This window comes from Hypericibacter adhaerens, assembly GCF_008728835.1.
GTDB lineage: Bacteria > Pseudomonadota > Alphaproteobacteria > Dongiales > Dongiaceae > Hypericibacter > Hypericibacter adhaerens.
Genome location: NZ_CP042582.1, coordinates 1,040,569 through 1,065,996 on the forward strand (window position 1 = coordinate 1,040,569; position 25,428 = coordinate 1,065,996).

General features: G+C 68.3%; 27 protein-coding genes. 14 read left to right on the forward strand and 13 right to left on the reverse strand.

Features of this window, described 5'->3' with window-relative positions; genetic code table 11:
- Positions 1-10 precede the first annotated feature (10 nt).
- From FRZ61_RS04645 to gstA, 3 genes are all read right to left on the reverse strand, one after another.
- On the reverse strand, positions 11-427 hold the full coding sequence (locus FRZ61_RS04645) for an aconitase X swivel domain-containing protein (RefSeq protein ID WP_225309114.1): 417 nt from the start codon (positions 425-427) through the stop codon (positions 11-13).
- A complete protein-coding gene (locus FRZ61_RS04650) occupies positions 424-1,674 on the reverse strand; it encodes an aconitase X (protein WP_151115245.1) in 1,251 nt (416 codons plus the stop codon). The genes FRZ61_RS04645 and FRZ61_RS04650 overlap by 4 nt, the downstream gene beginning before the upstream one ends.
- A 139-nt stretch (positions 1,675-1,813) precedes the next feature.
- Positions 1,814-2,419 carry a glutathione transferase GstA gene (gstA, locus tag FRZ61_RS04655; RefSeq protein ID WP_151115247.1) on the reverse strand — a complete coding sequence of 202 codons (606 nt, stop codon included), beginning with the start codon at positions 2,417-2,419 and terminating at the stop codon, positions 1,814-1,816.
- 110 nt (positions 2,420-2,529) lie between these two features.
- On the opposite strand from gstA, the gene FRZ61_RS04660 reads away from it, so the two are divergent.
- The 5 genes from FRZ61_RS04660 to FRZ61_RS04680 all read left to right on the forward strand — a co-directional run bounded on the left by FRZ61_RS04660 (position 2,530) and on the right by FRZ61_RS04680 (position 7,466).
- Positions 2,530-2,985, forward strand: coding sequence for a hypothetical protein (locus FRZ61_RS04660; RefSeq protein WP_151115249.1), 456 nt, complete (start codon positions 2,530-2,532; stop codon positions 2,983-2,985).
- Between the two features lie 28 nt (positions 2,986-3,013).
- Positions 3,014-3,475, forward strand: coding sequence for an SMI1/KNR4 family protein (locus FRZ61_RS04665; RefSeq protein WP_225309115.1), 462 nt, complete (start codon positions 3,014-3,016; stop codon positions 3,473-3,475).
- Positions 3,476-3,797: 322 nt separating this feature from the next.
- On the forward strand, positions 3,798-5,516 hold the full coding sequence (locus FRZ61_RS04670; RefSeq protein ID WP_151115253.1) for a sensor histidine kinase: 1,719 nt from the start codon (positions 3,798-3,800) through the stop codon (positions 5,514-5,516).
- 103 nt (positions 5,517-5,619) lie between these two features.
- Positions 5,620-6,030: a hypothetical protein gene (locus FRZ61_RS04675; RefSeq protein ID WP_151115255.1), complete on the forward strand. Its 411-nt coding sequence runs from the start codon at positions 5,620-5,622 to the stop codon at positions 6,028-6,030.
- A gap of 77 nt (positions 6,031-6,107) precedes the next feature.
- Positions 6,108-7,466, forward strand: coding sequence for a PepSY-associated TM helix domain-containing protein (locus tag FRZ61_RS04680; RefSeq protein ID WP_151115257.1), 1,359 nt, complete (start codon positions 6,108-6,110; stop codon positions 7,464-7,466).
- Positions 7,467-7,538: 72 nt separating this feature from the next.
- Here the strand turns inward: FRZ61_RS04680 and ychF are convergent, their stop codons facing one another.
- The 4 genes from ychF to FRZ61_RS04700 form a co-directional block, all read right to left on the reverse strand.
- A complete protein-coding gene (ychF, locus tag FRZ61_RS04685; protein WP_151115259.1) occupies positions 7,539-8,633 on the reverse strand; it encodes a redox-regulated ATPase YchF in 1,095 nt (364 codons plus the stop codon).
- A 164-nt stretch (positions 8,634-8,797) separates the two neighbouring features.
- Entirely contained in the window at positions 8,798-9,460 is a 663-nt protein-coding gene (gene pth, locus FRZ61_RS04690; protein ID WP_151115261.1) for an aminoacyl-tRNA hydrolase, read from the reverse strand.
- Positions 9,461-9,487: 27 nt separating this feature from the next.
- On the reverse strand, positions 9,488-10,270 hold the full coding sequence (locus FRZ61_RS04695) for a 50S ribosomal protein L25/general stress protein Ctc (protein WP_151115263.1): 783 nt from the start codon (positions 10,268-10,270) through the stop codon (positions 9,488-9,490).
- Positions 10,271-10,371: 101 nt separating this feature from the next.
- A complete protein-coding gene (locus tag FRZ61_RS04700) occupies positions 10,372-11,304 on the reverse strand; it encodes a ribose-phosphate pyrophosphokinase (protein ID WP_151115265.1) in 933 nt (310 codons plus the stop codon).
- Positions 11,305-11,614: 310 nt separating this feature from the next.
- Between FRZ61_RS04700 and FRZ61_RS04705 the strand changes: the two genes are divergently transcribed.
- Positions 11,615-12,652 (forward strand): MerR family transcriptional regulator, encoded by a 1,038-nt coding sequence (locus tag FRZ61_RS04705; RefSeq protein ID WP_151115267.1) that lies wholly within the window; start codon positions 11,615-11,617, stop codon positions 12,650-12,652.
- Positions 12,653-12,670: 18 nt separating this feature from the next.
- Here the strand turns inward: FRZ61_RS04705 and FRZ61_RS04710 are convergent, their stop codons facing one another.
- The 4 genes from FRZ61_RS04710 to lgt form a co-directional block, all read right to left on the reverse strand.
- Positions 12,671-13,822: a M24 family metallopeptidase gene (locus tag FRZ61_RS04710; protein ID WP_151115269.1), complete on the reverse strand. Its 1,152-nt coding sequence runs from the start codon at positions 13,820-13,822 to the stop codon at positions 12,671-12,673.
- A 56-nt stretch (positions 13,823-13,878) separates the two neighbouring features.
- Entirely contained in the window at positions 13,879-14,646 is a 768-nt protein-coding gene (gene pgeF / locus FRZ61_RS04715) for a peptidoglycan editing factor PgeF (protein ID WP_151115271.1), read from the reverse strand.
- A gap of 32 nt (positions 14,647-14,678) precedes the next feature.
- A complete protein-coding gene (locus FRZ61_RS04720) occupies positions 14,679-15,800 on the reverse strand; it encodes a class I SAM-dependent methyltransferase (RefSeq protein ID WP_151115273.1) in 1,122 nt (373 codons plus the stop codon).
- A gap of 238 nt (positions 15,801-16,038) precedes the next feature.
- Positions 16,039-16,842, reverse strand: coding sequence for a prolipoprotein diacylglyceryl transferase (gene lgt / locus FRZ61_RS04725; protein WP_151115275.1), 804 nt, complete (start codon positions 16,840-16,842; stop codon positions 16,039-16,041).
- A gap of 463 nt (positions 16,843-17,305) precedes the next feature.
- Here lgt and FRZ61_RS04730 point away from each other — a divergent pair, with 463 nt between their 5' ends.
- From FRZ61_RS04730 to FRZ61_RS04765, 8 genes are all read left to right on the forward strand, one after another.
- Positions 17,306-18,478, forward strand: a complete 1,173-nt coding sequence (locus FRZ61_RS04730) for a serine hydrolase domain-containing protein (protein ID WP_151115277.1) — start codon at positions 17,306-17,308, stop codon at positions 18,476-18,478.
- Between the two features lie 108 nt (positions 18,479-18,586).
- Positions 18,587-18,943 (forward strand): accessory factor UbiK family protein, encoded by a 357-nt coding sequence (locus tag FRZ61_RS04735; protein ID WP_225309116.1) that lies wholly within the window; start codon positions 18,587-18,589, stop codon positions 18,941-18,943.
- A gap of 368 nt (positions 18,944-19,311) precedes the next feature.
- Positions 19,312-19,815, forward strand: a complete 504-nt coding sequence (locus FRZ61_RS04740; protein WP_225309117.1) for a type III secretion system chaperone family protein — start codon at positions 19,312-19,314, stop codon at positions 19,813-19,815.
- An 82-nt stretch (positions 19,816-19,897) separates the two neighbouring features.
- Entirely contained in the window at positions 19,898-20,716 is an 819-nt protein-coding gene (proC, locus tag FRZ61_RS04745) for a pyrroline-5-carboxylate reductase (RefSeq protein ID WP_151115280.1), read from the forward strand.
- An 11-nt stretch (positions 20,717-20,727) separates the two neighbouring features.
- Complete coding sequence (locus tag FRZ61_RS04750) at positions 20,728-21,234, forward strand: YbaK/EbsC family protein (RefSeq protein WP_151115282.1); 507 nt, start codon at positions 20,728-20,730, stop codon at positions 21,232-21,234.
- Between the two features lie 77 nt (positions 21,235-21,311).
- Positions 21,312-21,998 (forward strand): TetR family transcriptional regulator, encoded by a 687-nt coding sequence (locus FRZ61_RS04755; protein WP_151115284.1) that lies wholly within the window; start codon positions 21,312-21,314, stop codon positions 21,996-21,998.
- A gap of 149 nt (positions 21,999-22,147) precedes the next feature.
- Positions 22,148-22,654: a phasin family protein gene (locus FRZ61_RS04760; RefSeq protein ID WP_151115286.1), complete on the forward strand. Its 507-nt coding sequence runs from the start codon at positions 22,148-22,150 to the stop codon at positions 22,652-22,654.
- Between the two features lie 175 nt (positions 22,655-22,829).
- Positions 22,830-23,204, forward strand: a complete 375-nt coding sequence (locus tag FRZ61_RS04765; protein ID WP_151115288.1) for a tRNA-binding protein — start codon at positions 22,830-22,832, stop codon at positions 23,202-23,204.
- A 163-nt stretch (positions 23,205-23,367) separates the two neighbouring features.
- On the opposite strand, the gene FRZ61_RS04770 is transcribed toward FRZ61_RS04765, so the two are convergent.
- Both FRZ61_RS04770 and FRZ61_RS04775 read right to left on the reverse strand, forming a co-directional pair.
- Positions 23,368-24,729, reverse strand: coding sequence for an ATP-binding protein (locus FRZ61_RS04770; protein WP_151115290.1), 1,362 nt, complete (start codon positions 24,727-24,729; stop codon positions 23,368-23,370).
- 3 nt (positions 24,730-24,732) lie between these two features.
- Positions 24,733-25,422 carry a response regulator gene (locus FRZ61_RS04775; protein WP_151115292.1) on the reverse strand — a complete coding sequence of 230 codons (690 nt, stop codon included), beginning with the start codon at positions 25,420-25,422 and terminating at the stop codon, positions 24,733-24,735.
- Between the last annotated feature and the right edge of the window lie 6 nt (positions 25,423-25,428).

A 25,428-nucleotide genomic window follows, 5' to 3' on the forward strand; every position in this document is an offset into this window, starting at 1 on the left:
GGCGAATCCTTTACGCCGCCCGGATGGTTCCATCCCGCCCGATGCTGACCTCGGCCCCGTCCGCCAGCTCGGCTTGGCGTTCGCGCGGCAGGACCAGCACCGGGATCGAGCCGTAGTTCATCTCGCGCGCGACGACGACGCCGAGGCCCAGGATCGCGTCGGGCTCGGCGACGATGAGGGCGGCCGGCGCCAGGCGCTTGGCCATCAGCTCCAGCATGATGTAGCTCGAGGAGGAGGAGCCGATCATGCCCGGCAGCACCAGCACGCGATCCTTGAGCTCGGCCTCGTGGTTGGGATGGCGCGGATCGCTGATGCGGCCCGTGACCGGATCGACGCCGCCCCAGAAGCTGATCGGCTTGCCGAGCTTCAGGATCCGGCCGCGGGCCTCGCCCTCGATCTGGATGCCGCCCTGGAAGACCCCGGTCACGACCAGAGCCTCTCGTCGCGGCTGACGCGGCCGGTGACGGCGGAGCTCACGCAGTCGGCGAGGCTGCCATAGACGACCTCGTAGCCGGTGTTGGCCGGCGTGTAATGCGCGAACTTGCCGGAGTTGGTCATGAGCACGCCCGCCCTGGCCGGCAGGATCGGTGCCACCACCACGCAGGTGTCGGCCACGACGGTCACGCCCGCCTGCTCCAGCGACGTCAGCCGCCGCCGCCGCTCGAGCTCGGCCACGACATGGCGGCCGGTGCAGACATAGAAGGGAAGCCGCAGCCGTCGGCCGCCGATCAGGGCCTCGAGCGCCTCGAACTCCTCGAGCGAGAAATGCGGGCTGCCCAGCGCCACGGCGTCGATCGCCTCGCCCGTCACGGTCGAAAGCCGGTCGCGGGCGGCGCGCAGCATCTCGGGCATCAGCCGGATGATCCGCTCGGGCGGCTGGCCGCCGAGCGCCGCGGCGGCCGTGGGCGCCTCGGGTGTCACGCCCGCGACATGGAAGAGTCCCACGGCGCCGCTCGACGCGGCGGCGGCCCCCAGCGCCTTGAGCTGATCCTCGCTGACGGAAGCGGGCAGCCCGTCGATCACGCCGATGGCGGTGCCGATCTCGGCGCCGTACCAGGCACCCAGCACCGGAAAGAACACGTCGCTGGCCTTGAGCGCGTCGGAGAGGGCCGATGTGTCGATCAGAATGGTGGCGCGGCGCTGCTCGGCGCGGTGCAGCCCGTAATCGGGCGCGCGGGCGGCGATGGCGCAGCAGATATCGAGGAAGTCGCCATAGCGGTTGGTGCGGGCCCCCAGCACCGAGTTGCAGAAGGCGACCGCGTTGCTTTCGCCCCAGGCCACCTGCTCGCCGAATTTGGGCCGGTGCCCCGCCTGGTAGGGCGAGCAGGTCCAGGTCGGCCAGCAGCCCATCGCCTCATAGGCCTTCATCAGCCGCAGCGCCATCTCGTGCCGGTGGGGATCGGCCTTCACCGTCTCCGGCTTGAGGAGATCGAGGCCGCCGACATTCATGGTCGAGGGGATGGCCACCCGGGCGCCGCCCTCCACCAGCCGCTCGGCGAAATGCACGCCGCTGTCGCCGTGATAGAGCCCGCCATCGATATGGGAGGAGGTGACCGGGATCAGCCGGTCGGCACCGAGCATGGCGCCCATCTCGGCCAGGATGCGCATCGCCATGGCGGCCGCGTCGCTGCCGGCGGCGATGGCTCGTTCTTCGTCGGTCAATCGGACAGGCATGGAACTTGAACGGTTCGCGACAAGCCGCCGATCTTAGCGGCCGCTCCGAGCGCTGTGGAGAAAAACAAAGCCCCCTCCCCGGCGCTGCGAGGAGGGGGCTTTCGGTCAGGCGAAACGGTTCCTGTCGCGGTGCTGTCGATTATGCCAGCCCCTCGGCCTTGAGGGCGGCCTGGACCGCCGGGCGCTTGCCCACGCGCTCGCGGAAGGCGATCAGGTTCTTGTAGCCGGAGAGGTCGACATTGAGCGGCTTGGCCCAGTTGGTGACGGTGAAGAGGTAGGCGTCGGCCGCGGAGAAATTCTTGCCCAACAGATACTCGTTGGTGGCGAGATGCCGGTCGAGCAGGGCGAGGCGGAGATTGAGCCGCTCCAGCGCGATCGCGCGATAGGCCTCCGGTACCGCCGGGTTCCAGAGAGGGCTGAAGCCCTTGTGGATCTCGGAGCTGACGAAGTTGAGCCATTCCTGCGCGCGATAGCGGTCGAGCGTGCCGGCGGGCGGCACCAGCTTGGCGTCGGGCTTCTGGTCGGCGATGTACTGCAGCAGCACCGCGACCTCGGTCATCACCTGGCCGTTGTCGAGCTGCACGGTCGGCACGTAGCCCTTCGGGTTGATCTTGGTGAAGTCCTCGCCCTTCTCGGTCTTCTTCACCTTGAGGTCGACCTTGACGAGGTCGGCCGGAAGGCCGGCTTCGTGGAGCAGGATGTGGGGCGCCAGGGAGCAGGCGCCGGGGCTGTAATAAAGCTTCATGAGAACCTCGTTAGGATCGGGAAGTTTGGCGGCGGTCTTGGGCCGCCCTGGTATGTCGGGTCCGCGCGCGCCGCGCAAGATGGCACCTTTATGAAACGGGTCACCGCGGAGTGACTATATTTGACGGCATTCCCAGAACCGGCGACGATGACGCCCCCGGCGCGAATTGGCTGCGGCGCATCGCCCGGCTTCGCCGCCTCGTGCGCATTGGCGTTACCGATATGACCGAACCCGCGCCTCCTCCGGATCCCACCGACCCCGGCGATCCCTCCGCAGCCGCGCTGGTGGCCGCCTTGTCGCTGCGGTTGCCGCAGCTTCAGTCCCTGATCGCTTCGCATCCGCAATATCGGGAAGGCGATCTCCTTCCTTATCTGCTGCTGGCCGAATGCTATCGCTGGCTGACTGCGCATGTGGCGCAGGTCGCCGCGCACGATCCCGAGGCCGAGGCGATTCGTCAGCTCTGCGGCGAACTGTTCTCGATCATCTTCGAGCATGACGCCCTGGGCGCCGCCTTCGCCATCGAGATGCTCGAGGCCATGCTGGCCGGTGACGAGTTGGGACGATGATCCCGATCCGGAAGGAGCAACCATGGGCATGAAGGATCTCGAAGAGGCGCTGCGGCTGATCGAGGAGAACGAGGAGCTGGCCGATTTCGTGGGGCCTCGTGACGCCGCTCTCGTCGACAAGGCCGAACGCACGCTCGGGGTCCGGTTCCCGCCCAGCTATCGCCGCTTCCTGCTCGAGCTTGGCGCCGGCAATTTCGGCGCCTTCGAGGTCTATGGCGTCATCGACGAGGACTGGGACGAATCCTCGGTGCCGGACGGGATCTGGTACACCATGAACGAGCGCCGGGAGAGCGATCTTCCCGATCATCTCCTCGTCATCGCCTCCGCCGGCGACGGCCCGCTCTATTGCCTGAGGCTCGGCGACGAAAAGGAACCGCCGGTGATCTTCTATTCGGCCGGGCTCGACGAGGAGGAGCAGGAAAGGAAGATCGCCGCGGAGAATTTCGGCGCCTTCCTGCTCGAAGGGGTTCGCGACGAGCTCGAGGCGTGAGCCGGTTCCGCTGCCTTGCGACGCTCGGCCGGCGACCTCGGTAGGTTTCTCCCGCCGGCATCCGGAATATCCCGGGGGAATGCGGTTCCAGAGTTCCGGAGACGCGACGCGTCGCCGGCTCGCGCCGCGGAGAACCCGACCGGGAGGCCGGCGGTTTAACGCATTGTGAGCCAGTCTGTGCCATGGTTAACGGGTCTTGAAACCCGGCCCGTGCCGCGGATTCAGCGCCGGCCCTGCCGGTTTTCGCACCAGCCCAGCCTTGGTCGCCGATGGGACCTGATTCCCGGATCTCGACCTGCGCTAGCGGAGAGATCGGTCCTTCATGTCCTCTTCCGACGGCCCCTCCGAGAAACCCCCTCTTCAACCCTGGGGCCGGCTGCGCTGGGGTGCCGGTCTGGCCATCCCGGTTCTGGCCGCCACGCTGTTCGTCTCGATCCTGGTGCTGGCGGCGGTGGTCGCGATCATCACCTACCGCGACACCCTTCGTCATACCGAGAACGAGTGCCAGCGCGTGGTCGCGGTGGCGGCCGAGCATGTCGCGCGCATCGCCGAGGAAACGGATCGCAGCCTCCGGGTGGTGGCGCAGTGGATCGAACGCAATCCCGACGCCCCGCTCGACGCGCCGGACCTGGTCGCACTGGCCGAGATCATGACCCTGGATCCCGGCCAGACCCGCGCCATCGCCGTGATCGATTCGACCGGACAGGCGGTGAGGCTCGAGCCCGGCGGAACCGCCCGGCCCATCGACATGTCGAAGCGACCCTATTTCGCCCTCGGCCGCGACGGGCCCGAGCGGACGGTGCTGTTCGCGCCGCCCTGGCGCAGCAGCAGCACGGGCGAGTTGACCGTACCGGCGCTTTACAAACTCGCCGTCGAGCGCCGCGAGCTCATCATCGTCACGGCCTTCTCCGTCGGCCGCGTGGGCGATCTGATGGTCTCGCTGCTGTCGGAGGAGGTCCATGGCCGCCTTCTGTTGCGCAATGGCGACACCGTCCTGGTCGCTGCGATCAGGGCCGGGCCCGACCAAGCGGCGGAGCGGGCGGCGGCCGACGCCATGCTCGGCCAGCCGGTGCCGGCGCCGGCCCCGTCGGAGATCACCTGCAACCGGACCATCGCCGGCACTGGGCTGGCCGTCGAAGCGCATCTCGATCGCACCGCCATGCTGGCCGGCTGGTATCGCGGCGTGGCGGCTTCGGCGGGCCTGCTGCTGCTGGTCCTGCTGGTCGTGCTGTTCCTGTCGCTCGAGCTCAGATCCTTCTATCGGCGGCTGAGGACGAGCGAGGAGAGCTTGCGCGAATCGCTGGCCCGCGCGAACGAGGCCAACCAGGCCAAGACCATGTTCCTCGCCAACATGAGCCATGAGCTGCGCACGCCGCTCAATGCGATCATCGGCTTCTCGGAGCTGATCGAACGCCAGGCCTTCGGGCCGGTCTCGGAGAAATACCGCATCTATGTGGGCGACATCCTCCAGTCGGGGCGCCATCTCCTGAGCATCGTCAACCAGCTTCTCGACATGGCCTCGATCGAATCCGGCAAGGACCGGCTGGAACGGCGGCCGATGGATCCCAAGGCGGCGCTGCTGAGTGCCGTCGCGATGATCCGGGGCACGACCCAGGCGGCCGGCATCGCCATCGATGTGGATGGAGGCAGCCTGCCGGACCGGATGATCTGCAGCGAACGCGCCTTCCGGCAGATCGTGGTCAACCTGGTCTCCAATGCCGTGAAGTTCTCGCCGCAGGGCGGCCGCGTGCGGGTCACGGCCGCGGCCCAGGGACCGGACTGGATCTCGCTGGCCGTCGCCGATCAGGGCATCGGGCTGACGCCGGACGAGCTCGCCCAGCTCTTCACGCCGTTCTGGCGCAGCGAGAATGTCTGGACGCGCCGCAGCGACGGTATCGGGCTGGGGCTGGCGCTCACCCGGCGCCTGATCGAGGGGCTCGGCGGCTCGATCGAGGTCGAGAGCGAACCCGGCAAGGGCAGCCGCTTCACGGTGCGGCTGCCGGTCGATCCGACGGCGGCGGACAAGGGCGCCTCCGCCTGAAGCCGGCGTGGGATCTGCGCGGCTTTGCCGCGCGGTCGAAGCTCCTGCTCGCTTGTCGGGCACGATGAATCGTGTCCATGCTTGGAACATGACGAGGGGGAGCTTGTTCAGGCGTAGACGGAGCGGAAGGCTGTGGCTCGGCCTGTCGCTTTGCTATCTGCTGCTGTTCAACGCGCTGCTCTCGGCCGGCGCCGGCGCAAGATGGGAGATCGCACAGGCGGACCCGCTGCAGCGGGCCATCCTGGATTCGCTCTGCCGGCCGGCTGGCGGCGAGGCGCCGCAAGGCCAGAACCCCGGCCATCACCCGTTCGACTGCGGAATCTGCGGCCACGCCTGCCCGATGGGCGGCTGCGTTCCGGTCGCGTTCGTCCGGAGTTCCGAATTCGAGTTGGCGGCGGCGCGCAGCTTTGTGCCTGCCTTCGCCGATCGCACCTTGCTGCCCGCCGGCGGCCGGCTGCTTTATCCCTCCGACAGCTTTTCCCAAGGTCCTCCGCGGGCCGTGATCCGGGCTTAAGCCCGCTCTCGCATCAACCGAAACTGGAACCGCAGGGCGGATACCGTCCTGCGCTCGATTGCCTTTGGGGAAACACCATGAGCTATCCGACACGCCGGATGGAGGACGACACGGCTGTACCCAGCTCGGCGCTCTATCGCGCCGTCTGGCGCTGGCATTTCTATGCCGGGCTGCTGGTCCTGCCATTCATGATCCTGCTCGCCACCACGGGCGGGCTCTATCTTTTCAAGGACGAGATCAACGGGCTGATCTACCGCCACGACCTGACGGTGGCGCCCGCGGACAGCGCGCCGCTCGCGGCCGGCGAGCTGATCGAGAAGGCCACGGCGGCGGTACCGGGCACCGCGGTGCGTTACGTGCCGCCAGTCGGGCCGGCATCGTCCGTCGAGGTCGGCGTCGCCACGCCCGACCGCGGCACGATCTCGGTCTATGTCGATCCCTACCGCGGCACCGTGCTGGGCACGGTCGCCGATGCGTCCAAGCTGATGTTCGTGATCAAGAAGATCCACAGCCTGGAATATTTCGGCTGGCTCACGAACCGCATCATCGAGATCGTGGCCGGCTGGGCGCTCGTGCTGGTGATCACCGGCTTCTATCTCTGGTGGCCGCGCAACCGGCTGGCCGGCGTCTGGACGATGCGCCTCAAGCCCGGCAAGCGCGTGCTCTGGCGCGACCTGCATGCGGTGAGCGGCGCCTATGTCGGGCTGCTGATCTTCTTCCTGGCCTTCACCGGCCTTCCCTGGTCGGGATTCTGGGGCGCCAAGATCAACCAGTTCGTCGACGCGAACGGATTCGGCTATCCGCCGGAATATTGGCAGAGCGTGCCCAAGTCGCCGCTGCCGATGGGCCATGAGATGCACCAGGTCAACTGGAGCCTGGAAAGCGCGCCGATGCCGGAATCGACCGACATGGGCATGGCTCCCATCGGCATCGACAAGGCGCTGGCGATCTTCGACAGGCTGGGCGTGACCAAGGGCTACAGCGTCGATCTGCCCTCGGGTCCCGAAGGCGTCTATTCGGCTTCGGTCTTCCCCGACCGGGTCGCGCAGGAGCGCGTCGTCCATCTCGATCAATATACCGGCAAGCCGCTCTTCGACGGCGGGTTTGCGGCGCTGGGCGTCGGCGCCAAGGCGATCGAATGGGGCATCAGCGTCCATCAGGGACAGGAATATGGCCGCTTCAACCAGTTCCTGATGCTGGCGGGCTGCCTCGCCATCGTCCTGATGTCGGCCTCCGCCCTCGTCATGTGGTGGAAGCGCCGCCCGCAAGGCTCGCTCGGCGCGCCGCGCCCGCCGGCGAATTATCGCGTCGCCAAGGGCGTGCTGGCGATCGCGGTCGCCATCGGCGTGATCCTTCCGCTGGTGGGAGCCTCGCTGCTGGTCATGCTCGCCATCGACTGGCTGCTGCCGGCGCGGCTGCGAGAACGTCTCGCGTGACCATGAAAAAAGCTGGCGGCGCTTGCGGGCGCCGCCGGCTGTTTCGCCACCGCTGCCGGCGGTGCGTGATCGCTACACGTTGAACCGGAAGTGGAAGATGTCGCCGTCCTTGACGACATACTCTTTCCCTTCCGCGCGCATCAGGCCTTTTTCCTTCGCCCCCTGCTCGCCGTTGCAGGCGACGTAATCGTCATAGGCGATGGTCTCGGCGCGGATGAAGCCGCGCTCGAAATCGGTATGGATCACCCCGGCAGCCTCGGGCGCCCGGGCGCCGCGATGCACGGTCCAGGCGCGCGCCTCCTTGGGCCCCACCGTGAAGAAGGTGATGAGATCGAGCAGCTTGTAGCCGGCGCGGATCACGCGGGCGAGGCCGGGCTCGGTGAGGCCGAGGCTCGCCAGGAACTCCTGCTTCTCGGCCGGCTCGAGCTGCGCCACCTCGGCCTCGATCGCGGCCGAGATCACGACCGTCTCGGCGCCCTCGGTTTTCGCTTTCGCGGCCACCTTGGCCGAGTAGGCGTTGCCCTCGGCGGCGGCGTTCTCGTCGACATTGCAGACATAGAGCACGGGCTTCGAGGTCAGGAGCTGGAGCTGGTTGAAGACAGTCTCGAGCTCCTTCGCGACCTTGGCGGTGCGCGCGGGCTTGCCGGCGCGCAAAACCTCGAGCGCGGGCGTGGCCGCATCGACCAGCGCCTTCGCTTCCTTGTCGCCGCCCTTGGCCTTCTTCGCCGCCGCGTCGACGCGCTTCTCGAGGCTCTCGAGGTCGGCCAGCATCAGCTCGGTCTCGACGATCTCCGCATCGCGGATCGGATCGACCGAACCCTCCACATGCGTGACCTCGCCCTCGAAGCAGCGCAGCACATGCACGATGGCGTCGACCTGGCGGATATTGCCGAGGAACTGGTTGCCGAGCCCTTCGCCCTTGCTCGCCCCCTTTACCAGCCCCGCGATATCGACGAACTCGAGCTGGGTCGGGATGATCTTGCCCGAGCCCGCGATCTTCGCCAGCACGTCGAGGCGGGGGTCCGGCACCGAGACGCGGCCGACATTGGGCTCGATGGTGCAGAAGGGATAATTCGCGGCTTCCGCGGCCTGGGTCGCGGTCAGCGCGTTGAAGAGCGTCGATTTGCCGACATTGGGCAGGCCGACGATGCCGCAGGTAAAGCCCATGAGACCTGGATCCGTTGATAGGTGGCGGTTGCGTTTCGGTGGTGGGCAGGGAGCTTCACCCCTCCCCCTACCCCCTCCTGCAAGGGGAGGGGGCTGGAACTAGGAAAGACCTCGCCCCCTCCCCTTGCAGGAGGGGGTAGGGGGAGGGGAATCGTAGGACGCGATCATGACGCCTTACCGTTGCCGTTCTCGGTGCCTTCCGTGTCCTCGCCCGGCGCCTTCTTCTCTCGCGGCGGCTTGGGCGCGGGCGGGTTCAGCGTGTTGTTGACCTTGTTGAGGAAGTTGTTGGGCTCGCCCCTCGCCAGGTCGCGCAGCAGGAGCGGCAGGGCGTCGGCGACGGCGAAGCAGAACTTCTCCACCACCGGCCGCTCCTCGGCCGTGAAATCCGAGAGCACATGGTGGCGCACATGGTCGCGATGGCCGGGATGGCCCACGCCCAGCCGCACCCGCCAATAGTCCGGGCCGATGACGGCGTCGATCGAGCGCAGGCCGTTATGGCCCGCCGCGCCGCCGCCGCGCTTCACGCGGAGCTTGCCGAAGACGAGCTCGATCTCGTCATGCAGCACGATGATGTCGGCCGGGTCGATCTTGAAGAAGCCGCTCGCCGCCGCGACCGCGCGGCCGGAATCGTTCATGTAGGTGGTGGGGCGCAGGGCCAGCACCCGCTCGCCCGCGATCTCGCCTTCCTGGAAGGACCCGTCGAACCGGCTTTTCGGCGCAGAAAACCCATGGCGGTGGCTGATCGCAGCCACCGCCATGAAGCCGATATTGTGCCGGTTCGCGGCGTAAGAGGGGCCCGGATTGCCGAGCCCGACCAGCAATCGCATCGGGCAGGGACTCCGGACCCTCGGGTCTTACTTCTTCTTGTCGCCGCCGGCCGGCTTGGCCGCCGCTGCGGGCTTGGCGCCCGCAGCCGGAGCCGCCGTACCCGCTGCGGGCTTGGCGCCCGCTGGCGCCGCCGCACCCGGAGCCGCACCCGCCGCCGCGCCCGCCGCCGCACCTTCGGCCGCGACCGGAGCCGCCGCCGCGGCTGCCGCCGCCGCTGCAGCTTCCTGCGCCTCGATCTTCTGCGCCGTCGGCGCCGCGATCGAGGCGATGGTGAAGTCGCGCTCGGTGATGGTCGGACGGATGCCCGACGGCAGCTTCACCATGCTGATATGCACGGAATCGCCGATATCGAGACCGTCGAGATCGACCTCGATCAGCGGCGGGATGTTGTCCGCGTCGCAGATGAACTCGATCTCGTGGCGGACGATGTTGAGCACGCCACCGCGCTTGATGCCCGGCGCGGTGGTGTCGTTGAGGAACTTCACCGGGATCTGCACGCGCACCTTGGTGCCCGCGCCGACCCGCAGGAAGTCCGCATGGATCGCCCGGTCCGACACGGGGTCGAACTGCACGTCGCGCGGCAGGACCCGGATCTTCTTCGAACCCAGCTCGAGATCGAACAGGGTGGCGTAGAAGGCCTTCTTCTGCAGCTCGCGCGACAGATCGAGCGGGGCGATGCTCACCAGTTGCGGGGTCTCCTTGTTGCCGTAGATCACGGCAGGCACCCGGCCGTCACGGCGGGTGGCGCGGGCGGCCCCCTTTCCGGCCCGCTCCCTCGCTTCAACGCGAAGGGTGTGCACTTCGGTCATGGGTCTCTCCTTTTTTCCTGACCATTCCCGACGACCTCCAGGGGTGTCGCCGGGCCTTCATCGTCCGCGGGATCACCGGACCCCGCAGACGCCTTCAAAACTCAATCGAACAGCGAGGAGACCGAGCGCTCCTCGCTGATGCGCCGCATCGCCTCGGCGATGAGCGGCGCGATCGTGACCTGACGGACGTTCTGCGACACGCGCACGGCCTCGGTCGCCATGATGCTGTCGGTGATGACGAGCCGGTCGATGGGCGCGGCCGAGACGCGGGCCACGGCCCCGCCCGAAAGCACGCCATGCGTGACATAGGCGCTGACCGAGATGGCGCCCGCTTCCTTGAGCGCCACCGCGGCGTTGCAGAGCGTGCCGGCCGAATCGACGATGTCGTCCACCAGCACGCAGCGCTTGCCGTTGACGTCGCCGATGATATTCATGACCTCGGAGACGCCGGCGCGCTCGCGCCGCTTGTCGATGATGGCGAGCTCGGCATCGAGCCGCTTGGCATAGGCCCGGGCGCGGACCACGCCGCCCACGTCGGGCGAGACGATGGTGATGTTGCCGCGGCCGAAATTCTGCTCGATATCCTTCACCAGCACGGGGGCGGCGAAGAGATTGTCGGTCGGGATGTCGAAGAAGCCCTGGATCTGGCCGGCATGGAGATCGAGGGTCAGCACGCGGTCGGCGCCGGCGACCGTGATCAGGTTCGCCACCAGCTTGGCCGAGATCGGCGTGCGCGGGCCGGACTTCCGGTCCTGGCGGGCATAGCCGTAATAGGGGATGACGGCGGTCACGCGGCGCGCCGAGCCGCGGCGGAGCGCGTCGAGCGTGACCAGCAGCTCCATCAGGTTGTCGTTGGCGGGGAAGGAGGTCGACTGCACCACGAACACGTCCTCGCCGCGGACGTTCTCATGGATCTCGACGAACACTTCCATATCCGAGAAGCGGCGCACCGCCGCCTGGGTCAGCGGAAGATTGAGATAGGCCGAGATCGCTTCGGCCAGCGGCCGATTGCTGTTGCCGGTCAGAATCTTCATCGCTTGCACCCGACTGCGTTCGCGGCGCCCGTCCCAAGGGCAGGACCTGCACCTGCCCCCCGCGAAGGCGGCCGGAGAGTATCAATCCGTCATAGGGCTGTAAACGAAATTGCCGCGCTGCGACAAATTCACAAGAACATGAACAATATCAATGTAATGATGGCAAATCCGACGAGCATCAGAAGGTAGGGCATAGGGGGATTCCTGGCGGATCGGCCAATGGAGCGTCAAGGGTCCTCTGCCCAGACCTGTTGACCCGACCCTTGGGGCCGCCTCCATAAGAGGCCGGTCGGCAAGAAGGAGGCGAGTCGTGACCGCTCCCCCTGCATTCCTGAACGCATCCGAGGCCGCCGGGCGGCTCGGCATCTCGATCAAGGCCCTCCGGCTCTATGAGGAGCGCGGCTTGCTCGCGCCGAACCGTACCGCCGCGGGCTGGCGGGCCTATGGTCCCGAGGCGATGAGCCGGGCCGCGGAGATCGCGGCCTTGCGGGCGCTCGGATTCAGCCTCGCCCAGGTAGCACGGGTATTGAAGGGCGACGTCCAAGGCTTGGAGCCCGCCCTGGCGGCGCATCAGGCCGTACTCGAGGGGCAAATCCGCGAGCTCGTCGGCAAGGTGGAGAAGGTCCGCGGGCTCAAGGACGACCTCGCGCGCGGTCAGGCGCCGACGGCCGGCCGGCTGGCCCAGCTGGCAGCGCCCGCCGCGCCCAGGCTCCGGGTCGCTTTCGACCTGCCCTGGCCCTGGGGTGGCGAACGGCTCGAGCTCACCGATATCCGAGCGCTCAATCACATCACGGGGCCGCTCGGCAGCGGCAAGACGCGACTGGCGAAGCTTCTCGCCGAGACGCTGCCCGATGCGGCCTTCCTGGGCCTGGAGCGGCTGGCGGAGAACGGTGCCGCGGCGCGCACCCGGCTCGAAGCCGACCCGGCCCTCGAAGCGCGGGTCGAGCGCAGCCTGGCCTGGCTCGTCGAGGATGGCGCCACGGCCTCGGATGCCCTGATCGCGCTGCTCGCCGGGCTGGAAGCGGAACGCCCCTCCCTCCTGGTGATCGACATGCTGGAGCAGGGGCTGGACCGGGCCACCCAGGAGGCATTGATCGCCCATCTGCGCCGGCGCGGGCCCGGTGCGCGGCCGCTCTTCTTCCTCACGCGCTCCAGCGCCATCCTGGACCTGGAGGCGGTCGGCCCCGACGAGGCGATCCTCTTTTGCCCCGCCAATCACGCCCCGCCGTTCCAGGTCGCGCCTCACCCCTTTTCGCCGGGCTATGAGGCCCTCGCTTCCTGCCTGGCCCCGCCCGAGGTCCGGGCGCGGACCGAGGGCGTCATCGCCTGGCGGCCCGAGGTGGCGTGACGGCCGGCGCGTCGCCTGTCACTTCACCACGAGATCCACCGGCATCCGCGACAGCGGCTCGCAGCCCTGCTCGGTGACGAGCACCGTCTGGCCGTTGGTCATGGCGACGCCCTTGGCGCTGTCGAACAGGATGATGTGGATGAAGAACACCTGGCCCGGCGCCGCGGGCTCGGGGTTGCCGTGATAGAACATCGGCCAGTCCATCCAGTTGGGCGCGAAGGTGGTGCCGAGGCTGTAGCCGGTCGCGTTCATCCGGTTCTCGCGATGGCCGTGGGCATCGCAGACCCGGGCATAGGCGTCGAACACCTCGCCGATCGGCCGGCCGGGCCTGAGCGCCGCCTTGCAGGCCTCGAGCGCCTCGACCGCCACCTCATGCATCTCGCGCTGGCCGGGCAGGGGCTCGCCGATCGGGATCGTGCGCATCAGGCAGGCATGGTAGTGGCGATAGACGCCGGCGAACTCGAGCGTGAGCTGGTCCTTGGCGTCGAGCTTGCGCCGGCCGGTGAAATAGCGGCAGAGCAGCGCGTCGCGGCCCGAGCCGATGATGTATTCGTTGGCGGGATCGTCGCCGCCGCCGCGGAAGACGGCACCCTGCATCGCCGCCAGGATGTCGCCCTCGAAGGCGCCGGGGCCGGCGAGGCGATGGGCCTCCTCGAGCGCCTGGTCGGCGAGCTCCGCCGCGCGGCGCACATAGACGATCTCCGCCGGGCTCTTCACCAGCCGCAGCCGGCTGACCAGGTCGGAGGCGTCCTGGAGATGGCAGAAATCCTCGAGCGCCTCGTTGAGCCTGAGCGCGTTGCGGCCGGTGAGGCCATAGGCCTCGTATTCGACGCCGAGCCTCTTGTTGTGGAGCTTGAGCTCGGCCAGCATCGCCTTGAGCTCGAGCGCCGGCGAAGCCTCGGGGCCGTCGACCCAGATGCGGATATCCTCGATCACCGAGGTGTGCTGCGCCTGCCTTAGATCGGGGGCGCGGGTCAGCAGGAAGAAGCGGCCGTCGGCACCCAGATAGAGGCACTGGAAGAAGACATAGCCGAAGGTGTCGTAGCCGGTCAGGTAGTACATGCTCTCCTGCCGGAAGATCAGCAGCCCGTCGAGGCCGCGCTCCTGCAGGGCCGCGACCGCGCGGGTGCGGCGGCCGGCCAGCTCATCGGTCGAGAAATGCAAAGCCATGGTTCGTCCTCGGGTTCGAGGGGGAGGGTGCGCGCGGGCGAAGGTCTCGGACGGCGCTAAGGTTCCAGGCAGATCAGCGACAGCAGCCGGCCGTAATCCTTCTGGCCTTCGAGCGTGGTGCGCCGGTAGCTGAAGAAGCGGTCGGCCTCGGCGCAGGTATCGCAATAGGCGAGGTTGACGCGCTTGACGCCGGCGGCGCCGAGCCGCGAGGCGACATAGCCCGGCAGGTCGAAGAGATAGTGGCCGGCCCGACGCGAGGGCGCGAAATAATCCTCGTTCTGCGGGTTCTGGGCCAGGAACGGCGCCGGAAATTCGGGGCCCACCTCGTAGGAGCGCTGCGCGATGCAGGGACCGATGCCGGCGGTGATGCTGTCGATCCGCGCGCCCAGCTTCACCATGAGCTCGAGCGTCGCCTCCACCACGCCGCCGATGGCGCCGCGCCATCCGGCATGGGCGGCGCCGACGATCCGGGCCTTGGCGTCGGCGAGCAGGACCGGTGCGCAATCGGCGGTGAGGATGCCGAGCGCGATCCCGGGCCGGTCGGTCGCCATGGCATCCACCTGCGGCGCCTCCTCGCGCTTCCAGGGGCTGGTGACATGGACGGCCTTGGCGCTGTGCACCTGGTAGCAGGTCACGAGCGGCAGGCCATCGAGATCGGCATGCGACAGGGCGCGGTTGCGGTTCTCGGTCACGCGCTCGGGATCGTCGCCCGAGCCGTAGCCGCAATTGAGCGAAGCGTAGAGCCCCTCGCTCACGCCGCCGAGCCGCGTCATGAAACCGTGACGCACGCCGTCGAGATCATTGAGCCGACCGAGGGTGATCATGGCGATCGCGGGATCCGGGCTTCTCGTGACCATCAGCCGCCGGGCGCCGTAAATCCGGCGGGCGCGGGGCCGTCGGGCGCCGTCAGCGCCAGCGCCTGAAACAAGGTGCCCATTTCCTGCGGATCGAGCAAGCGCGCGAGCGCGCGCTCGACGGCGGCGCGCTGGACGGCATCGGCATCGCGGGTCAGGCGCTGCGCCCGCAAGCGGATGCCGAGCGCCTCGAGGAAGGCGCCTTGGGCCAGCGGTCCGTGGGCGCGTGCGCCGCCCTGGGTCGCGGCCCGGGCCAAAGCCATGAAATCGACATGGACACTGAGATCGACCAGGCCCGGATCGGTCAGGGGATTCTCGAGGCGGCGATGGCCTTGCACCGCCTGCAGGCTCCAGCCGCCGCCGGCGCCATAGCCGTAGTCGACCAGCAGCGCCGCCCCGCCTTGCTGCGCCAGGCGGCGCCCGATCTCGTCCGCGACCGAAAGTCCGGCAGGCGAGATCTCGGCCAGGCTGCCGACGGGTGCCTCGCGCCGGTCGCGGCCGAGCAGCCCGAGCTGCGGGCCCGCGGGCGCCAAGGTAAAAGCCAGCGGCGCGTCGATCTGCGGCTCGACCACCACGCGCTCGCGCCAGCCTTCGGGCCCGCGCTCGAACTGGTGCACCGGCAGCGCGTCGAAGAATTCATTGGCGAGCAGCAGCAACGGCGCCCCGTGCGTCCCATCGTCAGGCAGTGCCGCCAGCGTCTCGTGCCAGGCGGCCGGCGCGATCTGCCCGGCGAAGGGCGCCAGGGCCTCGCGCTGGCGCTGGCGCAAGACCGGGCTCGCCTCGACCAGATGCAGACGCAGCGCCCGATGGAAGGCGGGCCGCAGCCGCGTCGCCCGCAGCGCATCGGCGATCAGCGTGCCGCGGCCGGGGCCGAGCTCGACCAGCAGGACCGGATCGGGCGCGCCCATGCGCTCCCAATAATCGAGGCACCAGAGACCCAGGAGCTCGCCGAACATCTGGCTGACCTCGGGCGCGGTCACGAAGTCGCCGGCGGCGCCCAGCGCCGGCTGCCGGCGGTAATAGCCATGCTCGGGATGGAGCAGCGCCTCCTGCATGAAGGCGGCCACCGTCATCGGCCCGGTCAGCCGCAAGCGGCGGCGCAGGAGCGAGTCGAGCGGCGTCATGGGCGGAACCCGCGCTCGCCGCGACGTCGATGCCTCCGCTCTTCTTTCTTATCCCCTCCCCCCTCGAGGGGGAGGGCTAGGGAGGGGGCTGCTCGGTCGATGAAGCCGGCGCCGCGCAACTTAAGCGCAATGTCTGCTGCCGAGACTTCCCCCTCCCTAGCCCACCCCCTCGAGGGGGGAGGGGAAGAAAGCGGGAAGAGCGCCGACGTCATCGCGCCCGCTTTCACTGCGCCCGCTTTCACTGCGATTGTGGCGCCGGCTTGGCCCGCAGGATGAAGATCACGCCGATGGCGATCATCGGCAGCGACAGCAGCTGGCCCATGGTGGTGCCGAAGGTGAGGAAGCCCAGCTGCGGATCGGGCTCGCGGAAGAACTCGACGAAGAAGCGGCAGAGGCCGTAGCCGGTGAGGAAGATGCCGGAGAGCAGGCCGAGCTTGCCGCGCGCCGGGGTGAAGCGCGCGAAATAGAGCAGCACCAGGAACAGCACGATGCCTTCGAGCGCCGCTTCGTAGAGCTGGCTCGGATGGCGCGGCTCCGGGCCGCCGCGGTCGAAGATCATGGCCCAGGGGACGTCGCTGACGCGGCCGAACAGCTCGCCATTGTTGTAGTTGGCGAGCCGGCCGAAGAAGAGGCCGATCGGCGTGGCGCAGGCGATCACGTCGGCCAGCGCGAAGAAAGGCAGCCCGCGGCTGCGGGCGAAGAGGATCATCGCCAGGATCACGCCGACGAGCCCGCCATGGAACGACATCCCGCCATGCCAGACCTCGAAGATCTTCAGCGGATCGGCGAGGTATTCCCCGGCATTGTAGAAGATCACATAGCCGAGGCGCCCGCCGAGGATGACGCCCAGCACGGCCCAGACCAGGAAGTCGTCGAACAGCGCGCGGCCCAGCGGCATCGGCGGCAGGCTGCCGAGCCAGACGCAATAGCGCCAGCCGGCGATGAGCCCGATCACATAGGCCAGCGCATACCAGCGGATCGCGAAGGGCCCGATCTGCAGCAGGACCGGATCGAGATGGGGATAGAGGATCGCCGACAGCATGGGGCCGCCCGTTGCGGAAGAGATGGGCTGTTATAGGTGCGGACATGCGGCGGCGGCAAGCATGGGGTCCTCCTGGCTTCTTGGCGCAGGCCGGGGATCGCGGCGACAATCGCGCGGGCGCGGGCAAGCTCGGGTTCGCGCCGAAGGAGGCGGACCGATGAACGAATCATGGCTGCGCGGCGTGCACACAAACTCACGCCCCCTCCCCTTGCGGGAGGGGGTAGGGGGGCGGGAGGGGGTAGGGGGAGGGAGAGGCGGCGCAACGTCACAATCTCCAGCTCTCTTCGCCGCTCCCTTGCGCGTCAAAAAAGCCTTGATCGAGATCGATGACCGGTGTCGCGGCCCTCTCCTGAAACGCCCCCTCCCCCTTCCCCCTCCCGCAAGGGGAGGGGGCTTGAGAATTTTTATCGGCCGCTCGCTTAGAAGCTCGTGTGCAACTCTGCTGAGTGCCGCTCTGCTCACGTTGTTGCTGACGGCTGGCCCCTCCGATGCCCGCGCCGACGACTATCCGGTCGGCAGCAAGAGCAGCATGTGGGCCGATCCCTATCTCGTCGGCTCCTACCGCCATATGGACGAGATCTATGCCTCGCGGCCGGTGCCGCGCGCGGGCGCGGTCTCGGCGCTGCCGGCCGGCGAGCCGCTGGCGCTCGAGAGCTTTCCGGTCAGGGGCACGACCGTGGCGCTCGACGATTTCGTCGCCGAGGCCCGCACCACCGGCCTCATCGTGCTCAAGGACGGCAAGGTCGTGCTCGAGCGCTACTGGCAGGGCGCCGATGCCAGCTCGCGATTCGCCTCCTGGTCGATGGCGAAGTCCTTCGTCTCGACGCTGGTGGGCTTCGCCATCGGCGACGGGCTGATCCGCAGCCTCGACGATCCCGTCACCGACTATCTGCCCGAGCTCAAGGGCAGCGGCTATGACGGCGTGCCGATCAAGGCGGTGCTGCAGATGTCCTCCGGCGTCGCCTTCCGCGAGGATTATGTCGACAGCACCTCCGATGCGCTGGTGATGTGGAACGACGTGCTGCAGTACAACAAGCGCCGCTTCGCCGACTTCGCCGCCCGATCGAAGCGGGCGGCCGAGCCCTTCACGCGCTTCAACTATGCCGGGCTCGACAGCGTCGTGCTCGGCCTCCTCGTGCATAAGGTGACCGGCCAATCGCTTTCGGCCTATCTGGCCCGGAAGCTCTGGGGACCGCTCGGCATGGAGGGCGATGCCGGCTGGCTGACCGAGGATCGCAGCGACCAGGCGCTCGAGGCGCCGTTCTGCTGCCTCAATGCGCGGCTGCGCGACTATGCCCGCTTCGGGCAGTTCATGCTGCAGAACGGCGCCTGGGGCGGCCGCCAGCTCCTGCCGCCGGGCTGGGTGGCGGAGGCGACCTATCCCTCCGGCGCGCAGGTCGCCTTCGGCAAGCTCTATCCGGGCGATCCCATGGGCTATCAGTATCAATGGTGGATCGAGCCCGGTTCCGACCGCGCCTACGCCGCCGAAGGTGTCAATGGGCAGTTCATCTACGTGAACCCGGCGAAGAAGCTGGTCATCGTCATGACCAGCGTCTGGAAGCAGTTCTGGAACGACCGGCTGGCGATCCGGAGCTGGGCGCTGTTCGACGCCATCGCCGCCCGCTACGGCTCGTGACGGCGCAGGCACGGCGGCGGCCGCTCATCTCCCTGGTAAACTTACGAAACTGCGGATCGTTCGATCGGCCTTGTCCTGGAGCGCGAGCCGTATAACATCGTCGCCGCCATGACCCAGAACGCCGACAGCAGGAGCCTTCGCGTGCAGACCCAGAATCGGTTCCTCGACGACCTCGCCAAAGTGGCGGCGAGCGCGCTCGGCGGCATGAGCTCGATGCGCCAGGAGATCGAAGGCAGGATTCGCGAGCAGTTCGCGCGTCTGCTGTCCGGCATGGAGCTCGTGAACCGCGAGGAATTCGATGCGGTGAAAGCGATGGCGGCCGAAGCGCGGATGGACCAGGAGCGGCTGCGCGCCCGACTGGCCCAGCTCGAGGCGGAGCTTGCCAAGGCCCGCGAAGCGGCCAAGGCCGAGCCGCCCTCGACGCCGACGACCCCGTCGTCGCCCGCCTCCCCGTCGCAAGACTGACGCGAGCCCGCTCCCTCCTTCGCCGCTCGATCGCCTGCGATCGGGGCGCATCGCGCTCGCGCCGGCCGCCGGAATGTTACAGCTGCAAGTGGCCCGGCGGCCCATTTGTCCACAGCGACCCGGGAACCCGGCGCCAATTTTCCCTCTTCACGACAGAGATAGCAGTTGCGCCCGGAGTCCTGATTTGGCACGCTAAATCTGGTGGGTAGATTGAGCTGTCATTCTACATATCGGGGCCACCACAATACCTACCCGGATGTCCCGTCGGCGGAAGCCGCGCGCCCAGCGCATTTCGATCCGACCAGGTCATTCCGAAACCGCCTATGTCTCGGTGCCCCGAGGCCGGCTCTTGGCAAGGAGGGCGCCTGATGGCGACAGCCAGGTTTGAGCGGACCGAGCCCCGGCACAATCCCCTCGATATCCTCGAAGAACTGGTCAGCGCCAACGAATGGCGTTTCGACCGGAGCGCCGACGAGGAGATGGTGGTGGAGCTGCCCGGCCGCTGGTGCGATTTCCGGATGTTCTTCGTCTGGCACGAAGATCTGGAGGCGGTTTACTTCTCCTGCACGTTCGATCTGAGGGTGCCCGCGCATAAGCGTGGTGCGGTCGCCGAACTGCTCGCGCTGATCAACGAAAAACTCTGGCTCGGCCATTTCGACGTCTGCTCGGACGAGCTGGTGCCCATGTTCCGTCACACGGTCCTGCTGCGCGGGGCCGGTGGCGTGAGCCCGGAACAGCTCGAGGACCTGGTCGATATCGCGATCAGCGAATGCGAGCGCTTCTATCCTGCCTTTCAGTTCCTGCTGTGGGGTGGCCGCAAGCCCGATCAGGCGATCGAGGCGGCGCTGCTCGACACCGTCGGCGAGGCCTGATAAGCCGCCATCCCCGGGGTCCGGTCGACGACCGGCCGGACCCCGGCGGAACTGCCCGGTGAACTGAAAAGCGAGGTTTTCCATGCGCGATCTCGAGGGACCGCTGCTGCTGGTGGGCTGCGGCAAGATGGGCGGCGCCATGCTGGCCGGTTGGCTGGAGCGGGGGCTCGACCCGGCGGAAACCCATGTGATCGAGCCCAACAAGGCGGCCCTCGGCCCCATCGCCGACCAGATCCGCCACCATCACGCCGATTTCTCGACGCTGCCGGCCAAGCTCAGCCCCCGCGTCGTGGTGCTCGCGGTCAAGCCGCAGATGATGGCCTCGGCCCTGCCGGGCTGCCGGCGCTTCGTCGGCCCCGGCACGCTGTTCCTGTCGATCGCCGCCGGCAAGACCATCGCCTATTTCGAGCGCGAGCTGGGGAAGGGGCCGCTGGTCCGCGCCATGCCCAACACGCCGGCCGCGATCGCGCGGGGCATCTCGGTCGCGGTCGCCAACCCGCTGGTCAGCGCCGACCAGAAGGACCAAGCCGACGCGCTGCTCAAGGCGGTGGGGGAGGTCGCCTGGGTCGAGGCTGAGGCGCTGATCGATCCGGTGACGGCGCTCTCGGGCGGCGGTCCCGCCTATGTCTTTCTGCTGATGGAATATCTGGCGGAAGCCGGGGCCGCGGCCGGGCTGCCGCCGGAACTGGCGCGCCGGCTGGCGCGGGTGACGGTCTCGGGCGCCGGGGAGTTGGCGCGCCGCAGCCCGGAATCGGTCGAGCAGCTGCGCCAGAACGTGACCAGCCCCAACGGCACCACGCTCGAGGCGCTCAAGATCCTGATGGCCGAGGACGGGCTGAAGCCCCTGCTGACCCGGGCCATCGCGGCGGCGACGCGGCGGTCCCGCGAGCTGGCCGACTGAAGGATCGGCCCATGGCGGAACAACCCGGCGCGGGCCTTCGTCCGAGCGCCCAGCGCGTCCAGGCCTTGCTGCGCGCCGCCGGCCATAGCGGGGAGGTGGTCGAGTTCGCCGAGACCACCCGGAGCTCGGCCGAAGCCGCCGCGGCGATCGGCTGCGACGTGGCGCAGATCGCCAAATCGGTGATCTTCCGGGCCAAACCGTCGGATCGGGCGGTGCTGGTGATCGTCTCGGGCCGCAACCGGGTCAATGAGAAGAAAGTGGCGGAGCGGCTGGCGGCGCGCGGGCTGGGGGAGGGGATCGGCCGCGCCGATGCCGATTTCGTCCGCGAAAAGACCGGTTTCGCCATCGGCGGCGTCGCCCCGATCGGCCATGCCACGCCGCCGGTCATCTTCATCGACCAGGACCTCATGGGCTTTGCCGAGATCTGGGCGGCGGCCGGAACACCCTTCGCCGTCTTCAAGCTGACGCCCGGGGAGCTGGTGCGCCTGACCGGCGGCGAGGTGATGGCGGTGAGCTGAGGCCGACCCCCGCCTTTCGAGGGCGGCCTCGATTCCCTACATTAAGGGCAGGCGGATTTCGTCACGGGGAACGGACCATGGCACGCAGAGCCAGAGCGCGACGCACCGGTCGAGGCGCCCGCACCGAAGGAGGCCCGCAGCGCGCCGGCGCCCGGCGGCGGGCGGGATCGCGGTCGGCCGAGGCCGGCGGCGCCAAGGGCTTCGGCCCCGCGGTCGATGCCGCGCTCGCCCTGGCCGAACGCCAGCCCTGGGCCCGAATCACCCTCACCGACATCGCGTCCGAAGCGGGCTTTTCGCTCGCGGCCCTGATGCAGGAGTTTCCGTCCAAGGCCGCGATCCTGGCCGCCTTCCAGCGCGGGATCGACCAGGCGGTGCTGGCGGCCGGCGAGGTCGGGGAGGGCAGTGCCCGCGACCGGCTGTTCGAGCTTCTGATGCGCCGCCTGGAAGCCCTGAAGCCGCATCGCAAGGCGCTGGCCTCGATCGCGGCCGCGGCTCCCCAGGATCCCGCCGGCATCCTTTGCGGCTGGGGCCGGCTGTTGCACGCGATGGGCACCACCCTGACGCTCGCCGGGCTTTCGGCCGAGGGCCTGCCGGGCCTCGTTCGCGCCAAGGGCCTGGCCGCGATCTATGGCTCGGTGCTGCCTGTTTTCTGGCGCGACGAGAGCGCCGATCTGTCGCGGACCATGGCCGCCCTGGACGGCCGGTTGCAGCGCGTCGAAACGGCCATGAGTTGGCTCAGGGGCCTCAGCAAAACCGCAACCTGACATTCAATTTATTGAAACAACGAATTATTTTTCATTTTTGTTGCAGCGCAAAATAACCCTTGACGACGGCGGGCCAAGCGCCATATTGTGCACCGCAACAAAGCACCGGTATCCCTCGGGCCCCCACCCCAAGTCGCGGAGAATTAACCATGGCCAAGGCGCAAAACACTGTGTTCGACTATGAATTCCCCAAGCTGCCCGATTTCAGCCAGCTGCAGCAGGACTACAGCCGCTATTTCGGCGATTTCAGCAAGATCTTCAGCAACGGCAAGTTCCCCGGCTTCGACGTCGAGGCGGCCATGACCTTCCAGCGCAAGAATTTCGAGGCGCTCACCCAGGTCAACCAGGCGGCCCTCGAGAGCGTCCAGGCGCTGGCGAAGCGCCAGGCCGAGATCGCCCGCGAGGCGATCGAGAGCTACTCGAAGTTTGCCAAGGAAATCGGTGCCGTCAGCGCCGAGGACCGTTTCGCGAAGCAGGCCCAGGCCACGAAGGAGATCTTCGAGCAGGCCGTCGCGAACCTGAACGAGCTGCGTGAGCTCGCCCAGAAGTCGCAGGACAAGGTCGCGACCCTGATCAGCAAGCGCGTCAGCGACAACCTCGACGAGGTCAAGTCCGCTCTCCAGCCGAAGGCCACGAACGGCGCGGCGAAGAACTAACACCCGATTTCAGTCGGTTCCTCCTCCCGGGACCGCTTCGCTCGACGGCGAAGCGGTCCTTTCTTTTTGCGGGTTCGTCGTCGGCGCCGGCTTGCCATTTCGCCGAATAGGCAGGACGGCGATTTCTGCCTATGGTCCAGGAATCGGGCCGGATCGAACCGGAGGGGCCATCGCCATGACCGAGACCAGGAAGCCCACGGTGCCGCTGCTGCGCGCCACCATCACCTATGAGGATTTCGACCGGGTCGATATCCGCGTCGGCACCATCGTCGCGGTCGATCCGTTCCCCGAGGCCCGGCGCCCGGCCTTCAAGCTGCAGGTCGATTTCGGTCCCGAGATCGGGACCCGGCGCACCTCGGCGCAAGTGACCAAGCACTATCACCCGCAGACCCTGATCGGCCGCCAGGTGGCGGCGGTGGTGAACTTCCCGGCCAAGCAGATCGGCAAGTTCATGTCCGAGGTGCTGGTGCTGGGCTTCCCCGACCATGAAGGCGAGGTCGTCCTGATCGGCCCGGAACGCCCGGTGCCGAACGGGGGGAAGCTGTATTGAGGCAGCCAGTAGACTCCCGCTTTCAATGATCCCTTCCCCCCTTGTGGGGGAAGGTTAGGAAGGGGGGTGATCGTGGAACGCGATGGCTGCCCCACGCCCTCCCTGGCCCTCTCCCATCAGGGGGAGGGGATAATGAGAACCGGGGAGGGGATAACAGGGAACGCTAGACCGGCAGCCTGAGCAGCGCCCGCAAGCCGCCCATCGGCGAGCGGTCGAGCACGAGCTCGCCGCCATGGCTGCGCATCACGTCGCGAGCGATGGTGAGGCCGAGGCCGGTGCCGCCGGTCTCACGGTTGCGCGAGTTCTCGAGCCGGAAGAAGGGGCGGAACACCTCCTCGCGCATCTCCTCGGGGATGCCGGGGCCGTCATCGTCGATCGTGATCTCGATCGCGGCGCCGACATAATCGGCGGCGATCGCGACCCGGCGCGCATGGCGCCGCGCATTGGCGATCAGGTTGTCGAGGCAGCGCCGGATCGCGTCGGGACGGATCGAGACCGGCATCGGTCCCTCGACCTTGAGCTCGACCGGCTGGCCCGCGCGCGCGGCCCCGTTGGCGACCTCGCGCAGCAGCTGGGCGAGATCGACGGGCTCGGGCTTGCCGGCGCTCTCGCCGCGGGCGAAGGCGAGATAGCCCTCGACCATCTTGCCCATCTCCGCCACGTCGGCCCTGAGCTCGTTGACCTCGGCGCTCTCCGGCATCATGGCGAGCTCGAGCTTCATGCGGGTCAAGGGCGTGCGCAGATCGTGGCTGACGCCCGCCAGCATCTCGGTGCGCTGCTGGATCTGGCGCTGGATGCGGTCGCGCATCAGGTTGAAGGCGGCGCCCGCCTGGCGCACCTCCTCGGCCCCCCGCAGTTCGAAATCGGGCACGTCGTGGCCCTTGCCGAAGGCGTCGGCGGCCGCGGCCAGGCGCCGGATCGGGTGCATCTGGGCGCGCATGAAGTAGGTCGCGGCGCCGAACAGCACCAGCGAGGTGCCCACCATCCAGAGGATGAAGACATAGGTCGTCGAGCTGAACAGCCGCTTGCGCGGCGCCACCACGCGCAGCACGCCTTCGGGCAGCTGCACATAGACCTCGACCAGGTTCTTGAGCGAGCGGCTGTCGATGAGGAAGGGCCGGTTGACCCGCGCATTGAGCGCGTTGGCGAGCTTGGCGTCGGTCAGCATCTGCTGCGCCAGGATCGGCTCGTTCGGCAGCACGGCACCGGGCATGAGCTCGGCATCGAGCAGCATCTTGTCGTGGGCGGTCTGGAAGATGCGCGGATAGTCCTGCGGCCCGTCGGCCATCTGCATCATCTCGATGATCATGCCGATATCGCCGCCCACGCCATAGGCGAGCTGGCGCGTCACCGTGTCCCAATGGTCGTCATAGAAGACCCAGGTCGCGATCACCTGCAGCATGATCAGCGGCGTCACGATGATCATGACGGCGCGCCCGAAGAGCGAGCGCGGCAACACCGCGTTCCAGAGCCGCGCGAAATCGCGGACCGGCTGCTTGCGGCTGGGGAGGGCGGTCGTGGCCATGGCTCAATCCAGCCGCAGCATATAGCCGCGCCCGCGCACGGTCTGGAGATAGCGCGGGAAGCGCGGATCGGGCTCGATCTTGCGCCGCAGCCGCGTGATCTGCACATCGACCGCCCGGCCGCTGCCCTCGGCCGAGGGCTGCTGCGACAGCTCCTCGCGGCTGACCGCCTGGCCGGCGCGCTGAGCCAGCGCCGCCAGGAGCTCGGCCTCGGCGGTGGTGAGCCGGATCTCGTCCTGGCCGCGCTTCAGCTCGCGCCGGTCGAGATCGAAGGCATGGGGGCCGAAACGCAGCAGCCGGCGCGGCGCCTGGGCCTCGCTGTCGCGGGTCCGGCGCAGCACGCTCTGGATCCGCAAGACCAACTCGCGCGGCTCGAACGGCTTGGCGAGATAATCGTCGGCGCCTTGCTCGAAGCCGGCGATGCGGTGCTGGGCCTCGCTCATCGCGGTCAGCAGCAGGATCGGCACGTTGCTTTCCTGCCGCAGGGACTGGGTGAATTGCAGGCCGCTTTCACCGGGCATCATGATGTCGCAGACGATGAGGTCGAAGGCGAGGCCGGCCAGACGCTCGCGCGCCTGCCGGGCGTCGGCCGCCGCGGTCACGCGGAAACCCTTGTCGGTGAGGTATTTGCGCAGAAGCTCCCGCAGCCGGTTGTCGTCGTCCACGACGAGGATGTGAGGCGCTTCGGCGGTCATGGCCGC

Coding starts and splice junctions, on each gene's coding strand:
- FRZ61_RS04650 (WP_151115245.1), bottom strand. CDS start 1,674: ATGCCTGTCCGATTGACCGACGAAGAACGAGCCATCGCCGCCGGCAGC.
- gstA (WP_151115247.1), bottom strand. CDS start 2,419: ATGAAGCTTTATTACAGCCCCGGCGCCTGCTCCCTGGCGCCCCACATC.
- FRZ61_RS04665 (WP_225309115.1), top strand. CDS start 3,014: ATGAAGGATCTCGAAGAGGCGCTGCGGCTGATCGAGGAGAACGAGGAG.
- FRZ61_RS04670 (WP_151115253.1), top strand. CDS start 3,798: ATGTCCTCTTCCGACGGCCCCTCCGAGAAACCCCCTCTTCAACCCTGG.
- FRZ61_RS04680 (WP_151115257.1), top strand. CDS start 6,108: ATGAGCTATCCGACACGCCGGATGGAGGACGACACGGCTGTACCCAGC.
- ychF (WP_151115259.1), bottom strand. CDS start 8,633: ATGGGCTTTACCTGCGGCATCGTCGGCCTGCCCAATGTCGGCAAATCG.
- pth (WP_151115261.1), bottom strand. CDS start 9,460: ATGCGATTGCTGGTCGGGCTCGGCAATCCGGGCCCCTCTTACGCCGCG.
- FRZ61_RS04695 (WP_151115263.1), bottom strand. CDS start 10,270: ATGACCGAAGTGCACACCCTTCGCGTTGAAGCGAGGGAGCGGGCCGGA.
- FRZ61_RS04700 (WP_151115265.1), bottom strand. CDS start 11,304: ATGAAGATTCTGACCGGCAACAGCAATCGGCCGCTGGCCGAAGCGATC.
- FRZ61_RS04710 (WP_151115269.1), bottom strand. CDS start 13,822: ATGGCTTTGCATTTCTCGACCGATGAGCTGGCCGGCCGCCGCACCCGC.
- pgeF (WP_151115271.1), bottom strand. CDS start 14,646: ATGATCACCCTCGGTCGGCTCAATGATCTCGACGGCGTGCGTCACGGT.
- FRZ61_RS04720 (WP_151115273.1), bottom strand. CDS start 15,800: ATGACGCCGCTCGACTCGCTCCTGCGCCGCCGCTTGCGGCTGACCGGG.
- lgt (WP_151115275.1), bottom strand. CDS start 16,842: ATGCTGTCGGCGATCCTCTATCCCCATCTCGATCCGGTCCTGCTGCAG.
- FRZ61_RS04735 (WP_225309116.1), top strand. CDS start 18,587: ATGACCCAGAACGCCGACAGCAGGAGCCTTCGCGTGCAGACCCAGAAT.
- FRZ61_RS04740 (WP_225309117.1), top strand. CDS start 19,312: ATGGCGACAGCCAGGTTTGAGCGGACCGAGCCCCGGCACAATCCCCTC.
- proC (WP_151115280.1), top strand. CDS start 19,898: ATGCGCGATCTCGAGGGACCGCTGCTGCTGGTGGGCTGCGGCAAGATG.
- FRZ61_RS04750 (WP_151115282.1), top strand. CDS start 20,728: ATGGCGGAACAACCCGGCGCGGGCCTTCGTCCGAGCGCCCAGCGCGTC.
- FRZ61_RS04755 (WP_151115284.1), top strand. CDS start 21,312: ATGGCACGCAGAGCCAGAGCGCGACGCACCGGTCGAGGCGCCCGCACC.
- FRZ61_RS04760 (WP_151115286.1), top strand. CDS start 22,148: ATGGCCAAGGCGCAAAACACTGTGTTCGACTATGAATTCCCCAAGCTG.
- FRZ61_RS04765 (WP_151115288.1), top strand. CDS start 22,830: ATGACCGAGACCAGGAAGCCCACGGTGCCGCTGCTGCGCGCCACCATC.
- FRZ61_RS04770 (WP_151115290.1), bottom strand. CDS start 24,729: ATGGCCACGACCGCCCTCCCCAGCCGCAAGCAGCCGGTCCGCGATTTC.
- FRZ61_RS04775 (WP_151115292.1), bottom strand. CDS start 25,422: ATGACCGCCGAAGCGCCTCACATCCTCGTCGTGGACGACGACAACCGG.